This is a genomic window from Corynebacterium belfantii, from assembly GCF_041898185.1.
GTDB classification, from domain to species: domain Bacteria; phylum Actinomycetota; class Actinomycetes; order Mycobacteriales; family Mycobacteriaceae; genus Corynebacterium; species Corynebacterium belfantii.
Genome location: NZ_CP157823.1, coordinates 1,365,741 through 1,381,664 on the forward strand (window position 1 = coordinate 1,365,741; position 15,924 = coordinate 1,381,664).

The 15,924-nt window shown below is 49.4% G+C and carries 12 protein-coding genes and 3 pseudogenes; 5 read left to right on the forward strand and 10 right to left on the reverse strand.

Annotation, left to right across the window (positions count from 1 at the left end):
* Positions 1-6: 6 nt before the first annotated feature.
* Positions 7-1,365, reverse strand: coding sequence for a DEAD/DEAH box helicase (locus ABMV07_RS06865; RefSeq protein ID WP_374064991.1), 1,359 nt, complete (start codon positions 1,363-1,365; stop codon positions 7-9).
* Between the two features lie 102 nt (positions 1,366-1,467).
* Positions 1,468-2,922 (reverse strand): NADP-dependent phosphogluconate dehydrogenase, encoded by a 1,455-nt coding sequence (gene gndA / locus ABMV07_RS06870; protein ID WP_088267018.1) that lies wholly within the window; start codon positions 2,920-2,922, stop codon positions 1,468-1,470.
* 81 nt (positions 2,923-3,003) lie between these two features.
* On the opposite strand from gndA, the gene ABMV07_RS06875 reads away from it, so the two are divergent.
* Entirely contained in the window at positions 3,004-3,489 is a 486-nt protein-coding gene (locus tag ABMV07_RS06875; protein WP_197692139.1) for a PaaI family thioesterase, read from the forward strand.
* Here the strand turns inward: ABMV07_RS06875 and ABMV07_RS06880 are convergent.
* Positions 3,486-4,587: pseudogene (locus ABMV07_RS06880) on the reverse strand (magnesium and cobalt transport protein CorA). The gene ABMV07_RS06875 and the pseudogene ABMV07_RS06880 overlap by 4 nt on opposite strands.
* Positions 4,588-4,593: 6 nt before the next feature.
* Here ABMV07_RS06880 and ABMV07_RS06885 point away from each other — a divergent pair.
* The gene (locus ABMV07_RS06885) at positions 4,594-5,223 is read left to right on the forward strand and encodes a class I SAM-dependent DNA methyltransferase (protein WP_088267020.1); all 630 of its coding nucleotides are present in this window, start codon (positions 4,594-4,596) and stop codon (positions 5,221-5,223) included.
* A 76-nt stretch (positions 5,224-5,299) separates the two neighbouring features.
* Here the strand turns inward: ABMV07_RS06885 and ABMV07_RS06890 are convergent, their stop codons facing one another.
* Positions 5,300-6,664 carry an NAD(P)/FAD-dependent oxidoreductase gene (locus ABMV07_RS06890; protein ID WP_088267021.1) on the reverse strand — a complete coding sequence of 455 codons (1,365 nt, stop codon included), beginning with the start codon at positions 6,662-6,664 and terminating at the stop codon, positions 5,300-5,302.
* 177 nt (positions 6,665-6,841) lie between these two features.
* On the opposite strand from ABMV07_RS06890, the gene ABMV07_RS06895 reads away from it, so the two are divergent.
* Positions 6,842-8,137, forward strand: a complete 1,296-nt coding sequence (locus ABMV07_RS06895; RefSeq protein WP_088267022.1) for an SAM-dependent methyltransferase — start codon at positions 6,842-6,844, stop codon at positions 8,135-8,137.
* A gap of 40 nt (positions 8,138-8,177) precedes the next feature.
* Here ABMV07_RS06895 and ABMV07_RS06900 read toward each other — a convergent pair.
* Positions 8,178-9,379, reverse strand: a protein-coding gene (locus ABMV07_RS06900; RefSeq protein ID WP_374064992.1) for an IS3 family transposase whose coding sequence is annotated in 2 segments (ribosomal slippage) — positions 8,178-9,085 and positions 9,085-9,379 — 1,203 coding nt in all. Because the reading frame shifts where the segments join, the coding sequence is not laid out codon by codon here.
* Between the two features lie 72 nt (positions 9,380-9,451).
* Positions 9,452-10,258, reverse strand: a pseudogene (locus ABMV07_RS06905) (IS110 family transposase); the annotation flags it as partial.
* Positions 10,259-10,588: 330 nt separating this feature from the next.
* Here ABMV07_RS06905 and ABMV07_RS06910 point away from each other — a divergent pair.
* Positions 10,589-11,159: pseudogene (locus ABMV07_RS06910) on the forward strand (bile acid:sodium symporter family protein); the annotation flags it as partial.
* A gap of 601 nt (positions 11,160-11,760) precedes the next feature.
* Here ABMV07_RS06910 and ABMV07_RS06915 read toward each other — a convergent pair.
* Entirely contained in the window at positions 11,761-12,459 is a 699-nt protein-coding gene (locus ABMV07_RS06915; RefSeq protein WP_197690054.1) for a YceI family protein, read from the reverse strand.
* A 13-nt stretch (positions 12,460-12,472) separates the two neighbouring features.
* Positions 12,473-12,802, reverse strand: coding sequence for a hypothetical protein (locus ABMV07_RS06920; RefSeq protein ID WP_162495017.1), 330 nt, complete (start codon positions 12,800-12,802; stop codon positions 12,473-12,475).
* Positions 12,803-13,066: 264 nt separating this feature from the next.
* Here ABMV07_RS06920 and ABMV07_RS06925 point away from each other — a divergent pair, with 264 nt between their 5' ends.
* On the forward strand, positions 13,067-13,456 hold the full coding sequence (locus ABMV07_RS06925; RefSeq protein WP_014301899.1) for an RNA polymerase-binding protein RbpA: 390 nt from the start codon (positions 13,067-13,069) through the stop codon (positions 13,454-13,456).
* Positions 13,457-13,533: 77 nt separating this feature from the next.
* Here ABMV07_RS06925 and ABMV07_RS06930 read toward each other — a convergent pair whose 3' ends face one another.
* Together ABMV07_RS06930 and lnt are read right to left on the reverse strand one after the other, a co-directional pair.
* Positions 13,534-14,337: a polyprenol monophosphomannose synthase gene (locus ABMV07_RS06930; RefSeq protein WP_088267025.1), complete on the reverse strand. Its 804-nt coding sequence runs from the start codon at positions 14,335-14,337 to the stop codon at positions 13,534-13,536.
* 31 nt (positions 14,338-14,368) lie between these two features.
* Positions 14,369-15,922, reverse strand: coding sequence for an apolipoprotein N-acyltransferase (gene lnt / locus ABMV07_RS06935; RefSeq protein ID WP_088267026.1), 1,554 nt, complete (start codon positions 15,920-15,922; stop codon positions 14,369-14,371).
* Positions 15,923-15,924 lie beyond the last annotated feature (2 nt).

The window sequence follows — 15,924 nt, forward strand, 5'->3', positions numbered from 1 at the left end:
AAAGAATTAACTCCGACCCTTTTGACCATCTTTCTTCTTGTGCCCACCAAACGTTGCGATGGGACGTTTCTTTTTGGATTGCCGTGTACGGAATGAAGGAGATTTGCCACGCTTGGGCTGATTTGCCTGTGTAGTTGTCTCTTGTTTCTTTCCGCGCAGTGAGGTCTGTTGCTGCGCACCGAATGGTTGCAACGCTTTGCCGTTACGCTTGCTGGCCCCAGTAATATTCGTCAGCTCAGCTAAATCTGCATGCACATCGACGATAACAGGAGAAACTCCGGCTTTGCCGAGGAGCTTGTCTACTTCCTCACGTTGGTTATCCATGACAAGTGTGACAACTTTACCGACTGTCCCGGCGCGGGCGGTTCTGCCTGCCCTATGCACGTAAGCTTTGTGCTCAGCTGGGGGATCTACGTGAACCACTAGATCGACATCGTCAATATCGATTCCTCGGGATGCGATATCGGTGGCAACAAGCACTGGAACACTGCCGTCCGCGAAACCAGCTAGGGCGGCTGCGCGTGTGTTGTGTCCTTTATCGCCATGTAAACCAGCTGCGTTTATACCAATGCGGCGAAGTTTCTTTACTTGGCGATCAACACCATGTTTCGTGCGCATGAACATGATTGTTTTGCCGTCGCGACCAGCAATTCTTTCGACTATAGAATTTCGTGCTTCTCTGTCGCCCACATGGAATCGGTAGTGCGACATAGTCTCTACGGTTGCTTTTACTGCGGTGGTCGAGTGAGTTACTGGATCCGACATGAAACGATCGACCAGTTTATTCACGTCTCCATCGAGTGTTGCTGAGAACAACAATCGCTGAGCAGTCTTCGGGGTAAGTTCCAGTAGTTTGGTTACCTGTGGTAGAAAACCCATGTCTGCCATCTGATCGGCTTCATCAAGCGTAGAGATCTCTACCTCAGATAGAGAAAGTTTTCCTTGATTAATCAGATCTTGGGCGCGTCCTGGAGTTGCTACCAGAATGTCGACTGGAGAAGCTAGTGATGTAATGTGTCGCTTGATGCTGACGCCGCCTACTACCTCGAGGACTCGTAAGCCCATAACAGAAGCAGGTTCTTCCAAACGTTCGCGAACTTGGGCGGCGAGCTCACGGGTAGGAACTAAGATGAGGCCGCGTGGTTTACCGGACTTTGACACTCCAGATTCCTGCAGTCGAGTAATCATGGGTAGGCCGAAAGTAAAAGTTTTACCTGAGCCTGTGGGGCCTCGTCCGAGAATATCTCGTCCGCTTATCGCATCGGGAATAGCCGCCTTTTGAATAGGGAACGGCTCAACAATGCCTAGGCGGGATAGAACCTGGACGATATTGCTAGGAAGTCCGAGGTCGAGAAAAGAAGTCATTGGGACAATTCTACTGCAATCTGCGTGAAAAACAGACAGGCTGGGCGAAAATGCCCAGCCTGTTTTCTAAAATGAAGGTGAATGTTTCGTCGAGAAGAAGCGTTAAGCTTCTACCTCGCTGCGATCACCGGACCACAAGGTGTGGAAGCTTCCGTCTTTATCCGTGCGACGGTAAGTGTGTGCACCGAAAAAATCACGCTGGCCTTGAATAAGCGCAGCTGGTAGGCGTTCGGCTCGCAAAGAGTCGTAGTAGGATAACGATGAAGCGAACACTGGGACAGACAATCCCAGTTGTGTAGCTACAACGACTACGCGGCGCCATGAATCGATAAGCGATTCCAACTCAGTCTTAAAGTAGGGATCCAGTAGGAGGGACGGGAGTTCTGGATTAGCGTCGTAAGCTTCAACGATGCGGTTTAGGAACTTTGCGCGAATGATGCAGCCGCCGCGCCAGATAGTAGCGAGGTCTCGAGGATCGACATTCCAGTTGTGCTCGGCTGATCCGGCGATAATTTCGTCGAAGCCCTGCGCATAAGCGACGAGCTTTGAAGCGTAGAGTGCGCGACGGATATCTTCTACGAACTGGTTCTTATCGATGTTCAACGAGGCCAATGATTCCAACGTGCCAGCTGGCAAATTACCTTGGGCTGCCTTGCGCTGAGTGGTTGCACCTGAAAGCGCGCGAGCGAATACTGCTTCGCCGATTCCAGTAGTTGCAATACCAAGGTCTAGAGCAGCTTTCACCGTCCAACGACCGGTGCCTTTTTGACCAGCTTCATCGACGATGAGATCGATAAGTGGTGTGCCAGTTTCAGAATCGACCTGAGCCAGCACCTCAGAAGTAATCTCAATGAGGTAGGAGTCCAAGTCGCCTTGGTTCCATGTCTTAAACACATCTGCAATCTCAGATGGTTGCATTTCGGTGGCGTATCGAAGCAATTGGTATGCCTCGCCGATCACTTGCATGTCGGCATATTCGATTCCATTATGAACCATCTTGACAAAGTGGCCTGCGCCGTCAGGGCCGATGTGAGTAACACATGGTGTGCCGTCAACCTGCGCGGCGATGGATTCGAGCAGCGATCCAAGTGCTTCCCAAGATTTATCAGGACCACCAGGCATGATAGAAGGACCGTTGAGAGCTCCTTCTTCGCCTCCGGAAATGCCGGCGCCAACGAAGTTGAGGCCTCGTTGAGCAATTTCGCTTTCGCGACGAATCGTATCGGTGTAGAGTGCGTTGCCGCCGTCGATAATGATGTCGCCTTCATCCATCGCATCGGCAAGTTGGTTGATTACGGCGTCAGTTGCAGATCCTGCTTGAACCATGATGATGGCGCGACGAGGTTTTTCTAGCGAAGCAACAAATTCTGCGATTGTGGCGGACGGGATGAAATTGCCTTCATCTCCGTGCTGATCCATGAGCGCTTGGGTCTTTTCAAAGCTGCGATTAAAAACAGCAACCGTGTGGCCTTTATGAGCAAAATTGCGTGCGAGGTTCGAGCCCATGACAGCGAGACCGACAACGCCGATCTGCGCTAGTTGTGTTTGATCAGTCATGACTGTGACAATACCCTGACTGCAACAATTTTACCCACCCAGCTTGCGGAATGGACATGGAGAAAGACTAGATTGGGCAACATGAGTAACAACGATCAGATTATGGAATTGCTCAAAAGCGCCAATGTCGAAGGCCTGAGCATCGAACAGCTGGAAGAATTTAACGAAAAGTTAGAAGGATTCTCTAAGACACTCGGTTTACGTTTCACACAAATCAATTCTGAAGGTGTGCACGCGGAGCTTCCAGTAGCAGCTGAGCATCTTCAAGTATCAGGTGTAGTCAATGGTGGTGTGTATTCAGCTCTGGCTGAGACAGCTGGATCAATAGCAAGTGTTGTTGCTGCAGATGGGGCACTGGCGGTAGGAGTACATTGTGCGACCGATTTCTTGGGAATGGTTCATGCTGGAGTAATCGACGTTTCAGCTGAAATCATCCATCGTGGCTGTACTACCCACGTGGTCGCCGTTGACATGCACCACAGGGGCAAGCTAGTGGCGCGAGCAACACTTCGTACTTTGTTGGTAGCTCCGCAACCAGCAAAGCCCCAGAAAGATAAAATGGCTTAGTTTCCAATCCAATTCATATTGCGGAAGTACCACCACATGAGACTCACGGTTAGTACCATGACAAGAATTACAATGTAGTAGCCGTAGTTGGTAGCTAGTTCCGGCATATTTTCAAAATTCATTCCGTAAATTCCGGCTATAAGTGTAGGAACCGCTGCCAAGCCAACATAGGCAGATATAGCGCGCATGTCAGAGTTTTGCTGTAGTGAAATCTTTGCCACGCCAGCGTCGATTAGGGAACTAAGACGTTCGTCAAAGTTCGCGACATGGTCCTTGGCTACCATTTCATGGTCAAGGACATCTCGCAGATACGACCGGAGTTGTTTCGCGATCATATCCTTATGCTCGTGTAACGAGCATGCGTAATGCGGGATCTAACGGATCAATGGCGTGTCGCATTTCTAAAATTTCGCGTTTAATCATGTAGATGTGCTCGATGTTGAAGCTGCTACCTGGGGTAAATACTTCTTCTTCAAGCTCATCAACTTCTTCGGCAAGTGTATTGACGATACGCAGGTATCCGTCGACAAGATAATCTGCCCACGCCCAAGCTATGATCATCGGCCCATAGCTGCTGATTTCTTGCGGGTCGTCGAGACGCATCGTTAAATCAGGCATAGGGGTGCGGTGTCGGATTGTGATGATGAAGTGTTCCCCATTCAGCATTTGGACTTCACAGGTTTTAATAATTTCGTTTGCGTCATCAACCGTTTCGTGATCACGGTAGAAAACTGATCGAACCACCATGAAGATTTGATCATCGTAGTGTTCGACTTTAGGTCTCTGCTGTGCAGTTACTGCGTCTTCGACGATGAGTTCGTGGATGTGGAGATCATCGGCAACCTGAATCATGTGTTGTTCGCTGGGTTCTTCGAGAGATAACCACATGAAAGCTTTATGGCCCGAAGCAATGAAGTCCTTCACGCGTTTTAAGCCTGATTCGTAATCGAACCACCCTTGAATTGCTCGTCCATCAACATAAATCATGCAGTGATCAACAATATCGTCAACACCAAGTTGCTTACGCTCAGCGCTTATGGGGTGCGCGCGGCGATTTCGCGGGGTGAATGCTGGTAGCTGGCGATTCTTTTCGTTCATAGCTTTATGCAGACCTCTTTTGGTGTTTTAGTGTCTATTATCGGACGTATGCCAACTTGGAACGACATCAAAGCACGAAACCCCCAGCATTCACATAACTATGCAAAACGCTGGGAAAATCTCGAAGCTGAAGGTAATGATATCAACGGCGAAGCTCGGCTTATCGACGCCCTCGTTCAGCGTGGATCAAAAATCCTTGATGCAGGATGTGGACAAGGACGCGTTGGTGGATACTTATCGGCACGAGGCCATATCGTAACTGGCATAGATATCGATGATTATTTGATTTCTGAGGCGGAAAGGAAATTCCCAGACGCAACGTGGCGTGTAGGTGACCTAGGGAGTGAATCGATTCCGGATCAGGGATTCGATATTACTGTATGCGCTGGGAACGTTATTACTTTTATAGAGCCGGATAAAAAAGAAGCCGCTTTAGCGCATATTTTTGAAGCTTTGCGCCCCAATGGCCGGTGCATTATTGGGTTTGGTGCTGGCCGAGGATATGTGTTTCCACAATTTTTCGAAGATGCCCGTAACGTAGGATTTGTTATTGAAAATAACTTCGAGTCTTGGGATCTAAATCCAATGACCAACCGGTCTCAATTTCTCGTAGCCTTTTTGCGTAAACCTAAGTAAATGAGAAAACGCCAGCGAATTTGAAGCATCGGAACGATCTTGTTCGCTGGCGTTTTTAAACTATTAGCGGGGCTAATTACTTCTTTTCGGCGGTATCGACGAGTGCAGTAAGTTTTTGCAAACCAGTACGGCCCTGAAGCTGCTGACGAGTGGTGGCGAGGTTCCAACGCTTACGTGAAAGTGCATTGATGCCCCAAGAGAAGGCCGCAGTTGCTCGGTTGCGGAAGCCGACCAAGAACATCAAGTGGACGAGAAGCCACATGACCCAGCCAATAAATCCCGTAACTTCAACTTTTCCAAGCTTCACAACGGCGTTAAAGCGTGACACCGTAGCCATCGAACCCTTGTCGTAGTATTCAAAAGCTGGGCGTTCAGACGAGGAACGTCCCTCGACCTCAGCAGCAATCTGCTCAGCAACGTATTCACCGCCTTGGATTGCTACCTGTGCGACTCCTGGAAGCCTGTTGAGCGACATCATATCGCCAATAACAAAGACGTTCTTATCGTCGCCAACAGAAAGATCTTCGTTGACTGGGACGCGTCCTGCGCGATCAACCTCAACATCAAGCTGTTCTGCAACTAGTTTGCCTAGTGGGGAAGCGGCTACGCCTGCCGACCAGATCTTGCAGAAGGAATTGATCGTGTGCAAAGAATCATCAACGGTGGACTTATATGTCACTGAGTTCTCGTCTACGCCGGTAACGATAGCGTTCAGTTTGACCGTTACACCAATCTTTTCTAATTCACGCTGTGCAGTACGACCCAAACGCTTGCCGAACGGAGGAAGCACCTGAGGAGCGCCGTCAAGCAGGATGATCTTCGCGTTGGAAGGCGTGAACTGCGTGTACTCTCCAGACAACGTGCGGTGTGCCATTTCAGCCAGCTGACCTGCAAGTTCTACGCCTGTTGGCCCTGCGCCAACGATGACAAAAGTCAAGAGGCGTTCACGTTCTTTGGGATCTTCGCACATTTCTGCGCGTTCGAAAGCGCCGATGATGCGCGCGCGCAGTTCGAGTGCATCATCGATTGTTTTCATACCCGGCGCAAATTCCGCGAAGTGATCATTTCCGAAGTAAGACTGACCTGCACCAGCGGCGACGATCAGGGAATCGTATTCAATTGTTTTCGAATAATCATCCAAGTCTGCGACGACTATCTTCGATTCGGTGTCAATATCGGTGACTTCAGCCTTAAGAACGTGCACATTATTTTGCTGTGCAAGAACTTGACGCGTTTGTGGTGCGATTTCACCAGACGACAAGATACCGGTTGCTACTTGGTAAAGCAGCGGCTGGAAAAGGTGGTGGTTTGTCCGGTCGATGAGGGTAATATCGACATCTGCATCTTTGAGGTTTTGAACTGCGAATAGTCCACCGAAGCCGGAGCCAATAACTACAACGTGGTGGCGTCCACCTTCTGGGCGAAATGGGGTATTAGTCATGGTGATGGAATGCTCCTTCAAACATTTTTGTAAACCGCATTAAATTTGGGTGTGATATTTAACCTAACGCGACGATGGTCACAATATTAGACCCATTTGGCGGTAACAGCTGAATCGAGGTGGGGTTGGTGCGCGCCTCCACCCGTATATCTAGCAGAGTTAGTAGGCTTGACCATTGTGAATGTCAACGACCAACGTGCCCGAATTAATGCAGATCGATGGCCAAATATTGCGCTGGTTCCGCAAGGTCGTCGTATAGAAGTCAAAGCGCGTAAAGCCGAATCGGAGTTTGCTGCTATATGCGAAAAGGCGGGAATTCAGCTCTTCGGTGATGCTCCAGATGTCATTGTTCGAGAGGATTCGCTATTTAAACGCATCGCGGCAGCTGGTTGGTTGGGAGTCGCTGAATCATATATGGCAGGCGAGTGGTATGCAGAAAATTTGGTAGATGTTTTAAAAAAACTGATTGCTGTGGGCTACCATCCGAAAATGCCTAAGCTCGATCTCGGTGGAGATTATTCTGGAATGGAAGTCGATACCCAGCTTATTAAGCTATTTTCTGGAGACGGCATGAGCATTCAAGGAACTCTGTTTTCCTCTGGCGTTCCCACAACGGAGCGTATTGCGGTACGCAGTTACGTAAAAGGCGCGGGACGCGCGAACGAGCCGGCTACTCGTTTTGTAGATAAAACTATGCTAAGCGATCCGACTTTGGTAGAGAAAGCTGATCTTGGTGCAGGTCAATTACGTTCTACAACTGCGCTTTTGGATTCAGCTGGAGTACATGCGGGAACGCACCTATTAGATTTCCCGAGTTCAGGTGGCGCCTTGGCTATAAATGCGTGCTATCGAGGAGCGACGGTTGATGCGCTTACTACAGACTTGGATTTCGCCACTGATATTCGCGAAATATTGGATTTGGCGAATGTAGAAGGCGGTGCGCATGTTGAACTTATCGACGATCCCATCCCAGCACCCAAAGCGTGGCCTACGCAGTATGACGTGATTACGAGTGTCGAAAAACTCGAACTCATGCAACCAAGAATGAAGAAACGATACGTGCAAGCTATCGATAGTATGCTTGCAGTTGGCGGGGCATTTGCATGCCAAAGTGTCGTTTTAAACGAGGGAAAAGCAGAAATTGCAGCAGCAGCCATGAGTGTACATAAAGCTTATGTGTGGCCTGCTTTTAGTCCTATGCGATTGTCGGATATGCATAAACTAGTAGACCGGTTTACCAATTTAAGGATTATCTCTCAGACCCATTTTCCTGGTCATTATCAGGCGGGACTCCGGTTGCAGAGAGAAACATTTGAAGGCAATATTCGCCAAGCTGCGGCTGATGGTTTTGACGTGGTTTATCGACGCTTATGGATCTACCAATTAGCTATGCGGGAAGCGCTCTTTATTGCAGGTGCTGTCGATGCCGTGCAGTGTGTTGCGACTACACGGCATCGACGCGGTGGCAGGTAAGACGGGCCCGACCCCCGTTTGGTAGACACGGAGGATTTAATCAAGAAGCAGATTTCAAGATAGCAGGACCGCGTTCCTCAAACACCGCTGGCGTGAGATATTTACACCAGGAACGCCGGCGAGTGGTGTTATACCTGGTGCACCAGCGGAATACATCCCGGCGACAGCGCAATTGATTCTCAAAGGTCTTGGAATCCTGAAGAATTTCCCGCTTCATCGCCGCGTTGAACGACTCCGACAAAGCATTATCCGTACTGGTTCCCATTGATCCCATCGACTGTCTGATCCCGAGGTCCTTACAGGTGTTCTGGAACGCGTTCGAGGTATACACACTTCCGTGGTCCGAGTGAAAAATCGCACCCGCAAGGCTCCCTCGTTGGCCTTTAGCCATTTTTAGCGCCTCCTGGACTAGGGAGGTATGCATATGGTCTGCGATGGAAAACCCCACCAATCTGCGTGAATAGCAATCAATGACCGTGGCCAGGTACATATTCGCCCCATCTGCAATCGGCAGGTAGGTAATGTCCCCAACGTAAACTTGGTTAGGCTTGTCGGCGGTGAACTTCCGGCCCACTAAGTCAGGAAACACTGGTTTCTTTTGATCGGATACGGTGGTGGTGACCTTGCGTTTCTTTTTATAGCCAAACAGCTTCAACGAGCGCATTATCCGGGCGACCCGCTTATGATTCACCGGTTCATGACCAGTCTGGTCCTTGAGTTCGGCGGTGATGCGTTTTGCCCCGTAGTAGCCGCGTTCAGTGATGAACACGGTCTTGACTCTGGTGCCAAGAAGCGAGTCCTTGAGCAGGCGTTTCTTCCTCAGAGGAGCAGTTCTTTTCCATTTGTAATACGAGGACTTATTAAGCCCCAGGACCTCGCATAACCGCTTAACCGAGTAGGTCGTGGAGACGTCGTCAACGAACCGGAAGCGGATCACCAGTTCGTCTCTTCCGCGAAATATTTCGCAGCTTTCCGCAGGATATCGCGCTCTTGCCTCAACCGGGTGTTTTCACGTTGTAGTTGCCGGATCTGCTCAGCTTCGGTCACTGAAGCAGAGGGGGATTTCTCAGTCGCAGGGCTGGTGGCACGGGTTTTAGTTCCATACTTTTTCACCCAGTTCGCCAAGGTGGCCCGGTTGATACCAAGATCAGTGGCGATGGTCTGGGTTGAAGCCCCCGTGGAGTTCTCATACAAGGCGACCGCGTCACGCTGGAACTCCTCGGTGTAGGTCTTGCTTGGCATGGTGTGGAGATTACCTTTCTGTCCCAGAATGTTGGGATGTTAGGTGTCCACCAAACGGGGGTCAGGTCCGAGGTGGGGGATGTCGTTGATGAGCTCGATGACTTCCTGCTCGATTTGTTTGCGGTGCTCGAGCTTTACCAAGTGCGTCCTTCGCCGACATTGCTACGCCCATTTCGGCATAGTGTGCACCAGCAATGGCGACTGTTTGCTCAGAGATGGCAGCGAATATGGCATCGATGATGGGCTCGGGATTGCGTGCCTTATAGCGTCGAGCAAAGGCAGTTGCTTTGGCTTTTCCGAGGCTCTTTATTTTGGTGGGCCCGCCGTAGTGTGCAAGGAGGTGCAGAACCCATGTGCGGTGGATTATCTGGCCGCGAAGGGCTTGTTCGAATTGCGGGTAGCAGCCAACTAGTGCACTTCGAATCTGATTGATGAGCCTAGTGTAGGAGCGTGCTAAGTCTTCGTCGATGCCGTCCTAGGACTTTCAACTGGAGGAAGGCTTCTTCGACGTGGTCGACACTGCGGAGGGATTCCGGAAGGTTTTGCAGCGTGGGCGATGATATATGCATCCCGGATATCAGTTTTGGCATTACCAGCGTGGATGCGGGAAAGTTGGCGCATAGCCAAACCTGGAAGGTAGCGCACGTCGATTCCGATATCTTGGGCAACCGCGACAGTTAGTCGCCCAATGTTATTGGGCTGGTCCACGACGACAAGGACTTTGTGGTTGTTTGCGCTGAATGTTGAAAAGAGTGTGCGCAGGGATTTTTCGTTTTGGTTGATGCGCTTTGATAGTACTTGGGCGCCGTCGATATCTAAGACGCAAGCGTGGTGAAAGTATTTGCCAACGTCCATGCCGATGACATAGTCGTAGGTCATGCCAGAACTCCTAGCGAATTGAACGAGTATGAGACTTATTTCATCGCTGGTGGTCGGACATACTTCACGCTGGCATCCACATTACTGTGAGACCTCGCGCATACTGTGCGGGTCAGGTTCCTATTATCAGTCTGGGGTATGTCACTGCCTTCGGTGGTATCACCCCGGGATCATTTTCAGACAGGGACGAAAACAAGCCATACCGAAGCCAGCGACTAGTTCAACTGCCACAAGGCAGAAGGAACGCAGACAAAACATAGCCTGCCCCAGCATGGGGGCTAGGGGTACGAATCCTGGGTTCCTTCAAGCGGAACTGCTAACAACGTAATGGGCACCGCCTCCAACGTATTAGCGTATTTAGCAAAAGGAGACGTGCACTGTCTGTGGCAATGACATCAGTTTCTACATTGGTTTCACTTTTTGCCACACCACTGATCATGCTGCTGTTAGCTGGAGAAATGATGGTGAGCCTGTTAAAAACTGTATTGATTCCTGTTGGTTTTGGGCTCATTTTAAGGTTTTTCGCACAGCGCTTTGTCGATGCTGTACTGCCGGTATTGCCGTGGCTTTCGATTGTAGTGATTGGGATCGTGACGATGACCGTTGTAGCTGGGGCGCATGCTAAATTAGTAACAGTTGGCATCGTGGTTGTGTTAGGTATTGCGATTCAAAATCTTATTGGTTTTATTGCTGGATACTGGAGCGCTCGTGCAGTACGTCAACCAGAAGCTTCATGTCGTACTACGTCGATCGAGGTTGTCATACAAAACTCTGGACTGGCAGCTCCGATGGCAACACAGTTTTTACACCGAAAGCGGCGTTGCCCGGTGCAGTTGCGACAATCTATGCAAATATCTCTGGCGCGATTTATGCGGCGATAGTTCGACGTAAGGCGCTGTAGGAAAAGGAAGCAAGAACAAATCGGCTGTGATGTGGAAGTGCATTACAGCCTTTTTCGCGAAGGGAAGTCCTAAATGGCATAATGTACATTATCGGACATTTGGAACCATTCAAATATCCCTTAGGCCAAGCCCGTTCAGCTTGGTAATTAATGGCATCCAATCTTCACTGCTTGCACCGTTTGCAACGCTTGCCTTTAACGGAGATTTATATTTGAGCAACGTGGTATTGAGGTTCAAATTTATACGTGATGGTAACTCCTATTCGACTGGCCTAGATGCGGGCCTGTGAACGGTGACAACTTTCCTTTTGGGGATGCGATCAATAAGGCCAACGGCCCCCGTTATTACGTCACAGTGACATAATAACGGGGGCGTTTCTCATCGACCTACAGTTTTGATTTAAGAAAAATTTCGATCATCTTTTTTAGAACGATACGCTACCCACAACTGTAGGCCGGTAGGTAAAGCAAATGCTGCAGCGATAAGCGTCAGCCAAGGCAAAGATTGTTGAACGATATACGCCATGAACGCTATTAGCACAATAATCCGGAGCCACAATGCAGGAATCATTCTATGTACCATCGTTATCGAGCCTCTTTACTAGGATCCGGACTTTTCGAGGTTTAGCAAGACGTTGATTTCCCCGTTTTCGCCAATTTTTGCGGCTACAAACTCAGGCGTGTGTACATTAAAATCGAGCCGATTGATCGGAATGGTCGTCGATACTTTTACAGTATTGCCGTCGCGAATAATTGTGAAATCTGGTGTCACGTCACGTGTTACACCGTGGATGGTGAGTTTTCCGGGAATCTTAAGTTCGATAGATGTTCCATCGCTTGGTACGGCCGAAAGATCTACTTCTTGGGAAATCTCGTAAGACGCTTCAGGATATTTGGCAGTTTCGAAAATCTTTGAGCGTACGTTGGTATCGCGCTTTTGATTGTCGGTGTGGATATCTGCCATATCGATTGTGACAGTTCCGGAAGTTAAGTGTGAATTTTTAACGGAAACATTTCCTGACACTGACCGTGTGGATCCTGATGTGATTCTCTTGTCACCAGGTAGAACTTCATGGAAGGTGAAACCTGCAGAACTGATATTGGGGGCTTTTCCGTAAGTAACGGACCATTCTCCATCAATATCTGTGGAAGCTGGCTGTGCATTGGAGGTGTCTACCTGTTCGGTTTTTACCCCTGGGTTTGTGAGCAATGGGATAAGGGCTATGGCTACCGCTACGATGGCGAGAACCGCGACCGCTATAAAAGTGCCAATAATAATGGGCTTTTGCTTTTTATCCATAGTGATGTCTCTTTTACCTTAATCTCTCGATTTTCTTTGCCAATGAGACAAGCTCTGCACAAAGCTCTTTCATATCTTCGGCGCTGATGCCTTCATCTGCGGCTGTGGCTATATCTTCGGCGGAACATCGTAGTTCGTACAGTGCATCGCGGAGGTTGTCTACTTTTTCGGGTACTAAGACAACTGCTCCTTCTGGGAGCGCGGTTTTTGCTCCGGATCCATGTCGCTGTTCATATGCGCGCTGTCTGCAAGATTGGCTACAAAATTTCTTCGGACGACCACGGCCGTTGGAGTCTAGCTCTTTGCCGCACCAGGCGCAGGTCGGGATTCGTTTCGTAGGCATCCGCCATATCATAGCGAATGAAACTCCCTACCGTATATTCGACTAATATCAAAGGCCCTTTTCGTAGGTGAATTTTATGGATTTTATATTTTTATATCGGTAAAACTCCTATAAAGGCCATGCTGGGAACAAAAAGCTAGCCACCATACGTTATAGTGAAAGATCTGTGTAGTCATGTCGGTTTCTCTCCTACTTGTGAAGAAACATGACACTATGAACATCCAATGTTTGAATCGCTAGAACGAAAGGACGGGGATTCCTCTTATGGCAGATCGCGTACTACGTGGCAGTCGAATGGGTGCTGTGAGCTACGAAACTGACCGTGATCATGATCTCGCTCCACGTCAGATGGTCCGTTACAAAACTGAAACGGGTGAAATTTTTGACGTGCCTTTCGCTCATGACGCTGAGATACCAAGTGAGTGGCTGTGCAAGAATGGTCAGCTGGGCATCCTTATGGAAGGTGAAGGCGTAGAAGCTAAGCCCGTTAAGCCAGCACGTACACACTGGGATATGCTTCGTGAACGTCGTTCTCTTGAAGAACTTGATGTTCTTTTGGAAGAGCGGATTGAAATGCTTCGTAAACGACGTCGCAATGCTGCGCGTTTGCTGAAACAACAGCAGGAAGAAGCTGCTGCAGCTCAAAATTCCTAAAGTCAGATTTCGACTTGAAACGAATAGGGGCGGTGCACAGGAGAAATCCTGTGCACCGCCCCTATTCGAGATGGGCTCTAGATAAGATGCTTCTTACGGAAAGAGCTAATCTCATGGTGAATGAGACGTGAAGACTCTGTATAAAGATTGGTGATCTGTTCTTTGCGGTGGTGGATGCCCCACTTTGTTACTTCGAGGAGGGAATCCTTGACAAAACTACCGTTAAGTTTAGACTCACCGATCTCTCGCTCTGTAAAGGTAATCGGAACTTCGCGCACATCAAAGCCAAGCTGGATGACACGCCACGCCATATCTACTTGGAAAATGTAGCCAGCATTAGATAGCTCGTTGAGATCAACTGTCTCGAGTACCTCTCGGCGGAAAGCACGGTAACCCGCGGTCATGTCAGAAAGTCCCGCGCCGAGTGCTAAGGAAATGTAGATATTACCGCCCTTAGAAAGCACCCATCGATTCTTCGGCCAGTTCACAACTTCGCCACCTGGTACATAACGAGAACCGATGACGAGGTCCGCGCCGTTATCTACCTGTGCAAGCAGCAGGTGAAGTTGCCCGGGTGCATGTGAACCGTCCGCATCCATTTCACATAGTACGGTGTAGTCGCGTTCCAGGCCCCATCGGAAGCCAGCGACGTAGGCCCCACACAAACCGCCTTTACCCTCGCGGTGAAGCACTTTAATGTGTGAGTCGGAAGCCGCCAAGGCATCGGCGGCTTCTCCTGTGCCATCTGGGCTATTGTCATCCACGACGAGGATGTCTACGTTAGGGTTTGCTTTACGTACACGTCCCGTGATCAATGGGAGATTTTCCAACTCATTATACGTTGGAATGATCACCAAGGTTTTTTCGCTGGGCATGGACATGAGTTTTTCGTAGCTCCTCAATTGGTCAATTCTATTTGCTTGGTGCTCGAGCTGATGCTTTAGGCATCTTTCTGCGTATAGCTAACGCAGATACTGCGCATAGAGTTCCAATAATAACTAAGACTTCCTCCAATAGCGTGCCATACTGCGCGGAAAAAGTGATGGTTTCTTTCAACGGAAGCGATTGTACTAGAGTTGCCGATTCGAATATTTTCGAGTGTTCGAGAACTTCACCACGCGGCGTCACTATAGCCGAAACACCTGAAGTAGCTGCAATGACCACTGCTCGGTCGAGTTCGATTGCGCGCATACGGCTCATAGCAAGCTGTTGATAAGTCATATCTGTGAACCCAAAAGTGGCATTATTCGTAGGCGTCGCTAAAATTTGTGCCCCCGCCAGTACCGCGTCTCGTCCTGCTTGGTCGAATGCCACTTCGTAACAAGTGCTTATTCCGAGCTTGACTGTTTCTCCTAATTGGGCAGCATGAACTCGTACAACGCCGTTACCTTCACCTGGTTTGAAATTGCCTGCGAGATCAACGAGCGAAGAAAACTTTCGGAAAAAGTCGCGCCAAGGCATCCACTCGCCAAAAGGTTGTAAAAACTTTTTGACATGCCAGTCCCCTTCTCCATTTTCCGGATCGAAAACTACCATGGCATTCCGAGCGCCTACTTCATCGGTTGTGACCGTCCCGACAACGATGGGCGCTTGTGCTGAAACGACCGCAGAGTCGATGAGATTGCGTGCGCGAACATCTGCAAAAGGATCGACATCCGAGGAATTTTCTGGCCAAACTATGAAGTCTACTGGCTCAGTTAATTTTCTTGTTTCTTGGACATGGTTCGCTAATACAGCTCTACGCTGAGCATTGAAATCTAGTCCAAGTCGAGGAACATTGCCTTGAATAGCAGCCACGGTGACTTGGTGCTGCCCTGTTGACTCTTGGCTTTCAGTGAAATTGAGGTTAAACCATGTGCTGGCCGTGACTACACTCATGATGGCAGAGATCGTGAGAACCAATCGTGTGTTTGTCCTCTGGAGCAGTGCAAAGATCAATGCTCCTACCATCATTGTGGCAAATGAGACTAATGCAGGGCCGCCCCATGCTGCCAAGGGCGCTAAGGGGCCTCCTATTTGGCCCCAGGCGAGACGAACCCATGCAAAACCGCCAAATGGATAGCTGGACCGCAGCCATTCTACTGCGAGCAATACAAAGGGAGCTGTAATCCACCCTATTCGCGTAGCGAGCAGTTTTACTAATGGTGCTCCCCACAGAATTGAATACAGAGATAAAAATATGGACAACGCAATGTAAGGCATAGCCCCTACGAATTCGCCGACCCATGGAAGAAGTAATAAAAACAGTGTTGCGGAATGAAGTATCGCGATAAGTGTGCTCATTCCCGAGGAGACATATTCTGAACGCCGAGGAGCTAGTGACCATAGCAGCAATGCGATACCGATTGGTGCACAGATGTACCAGCCTAGAGGCTGATAAGACGAAAAAACGAGCAACGCTGAGACTGCCGCTGCAGCGAAACGCGTGAGAAGGGCTCGAGCTGCTTGGGGATTTTTCCGATTCACTC

What these genes read in the sequence shown, in the direction of transcription:
- ABMV07_RS06930 (WP_088267025.1), bottom strand. Translation starts at nt 14,337, where the DNA reads ATGTCCATGCCCAGCGAAAAAACCTTGGTGATCATTCCAACGTATAAT.
- ABMV07_RS06875 (WP_197692139.1), top strand. Translation starts at nt 3,004, where the DNA reads ATGAGTAACAACGATCAGATTATGGAATTGCTCAAAAGCGCCAATGTC.
- ABMV07_RS06925 (WP_014301899.1), top strand. Translation starts at nt 13,067, where the DNA reads ATGGCAGATCGCGTACTACGTGGCAGTCGAATGGGTGCTGTGAGCTAC.
- ABMV07_RS06890 (WP_088267021.1), bottom strand. Translation starts at nt 6,664, where the DNA reads ATGACTAATACCCCATTTCGCCCAGAAGGTGGACGCCACCACGTTGTA.
- gndA (WP_088267018.1), bottom strand. Translation starts at nt 2,922, where the DNA reads ATGACTGATCAAACACAACTAGCGCAGATCGGCGTTGTCGGTCTCGCT.
- ABMV07_RS06885 (WP_088267020.1), top strand. Translation starts at nt 4,594, where the DNA reads ATGCAGACCTCTTTTGGTGTTTTAGTGTCTATTATCGGACGTATGCCA.
- ABMV07_RS06915 (WP_197690054.1), bottom strand. Translation starts at nt 12,459, where the DNA reads ATGGATAAAAAGCAAAAGCCCATTATTATTGGCACTTTTATAGCGGTC.
- ABMV07_RS06865 (WP_374064991.1), bottom strand. Translation starts at nt 1,365, where the DNA reads ATGACTTCTTTTCTCGACCTCGGACTTCCTAGCAATATCGTCCAGGTT.
- ABMV07_RS06920 (WP_162495017.1), bottom strand. Translation starts at nt 12,802, where the DNA reads ATGCCTACGAAACGAATCCCGACCTGCGCCTGGTGCGGCAAAGAGCTA.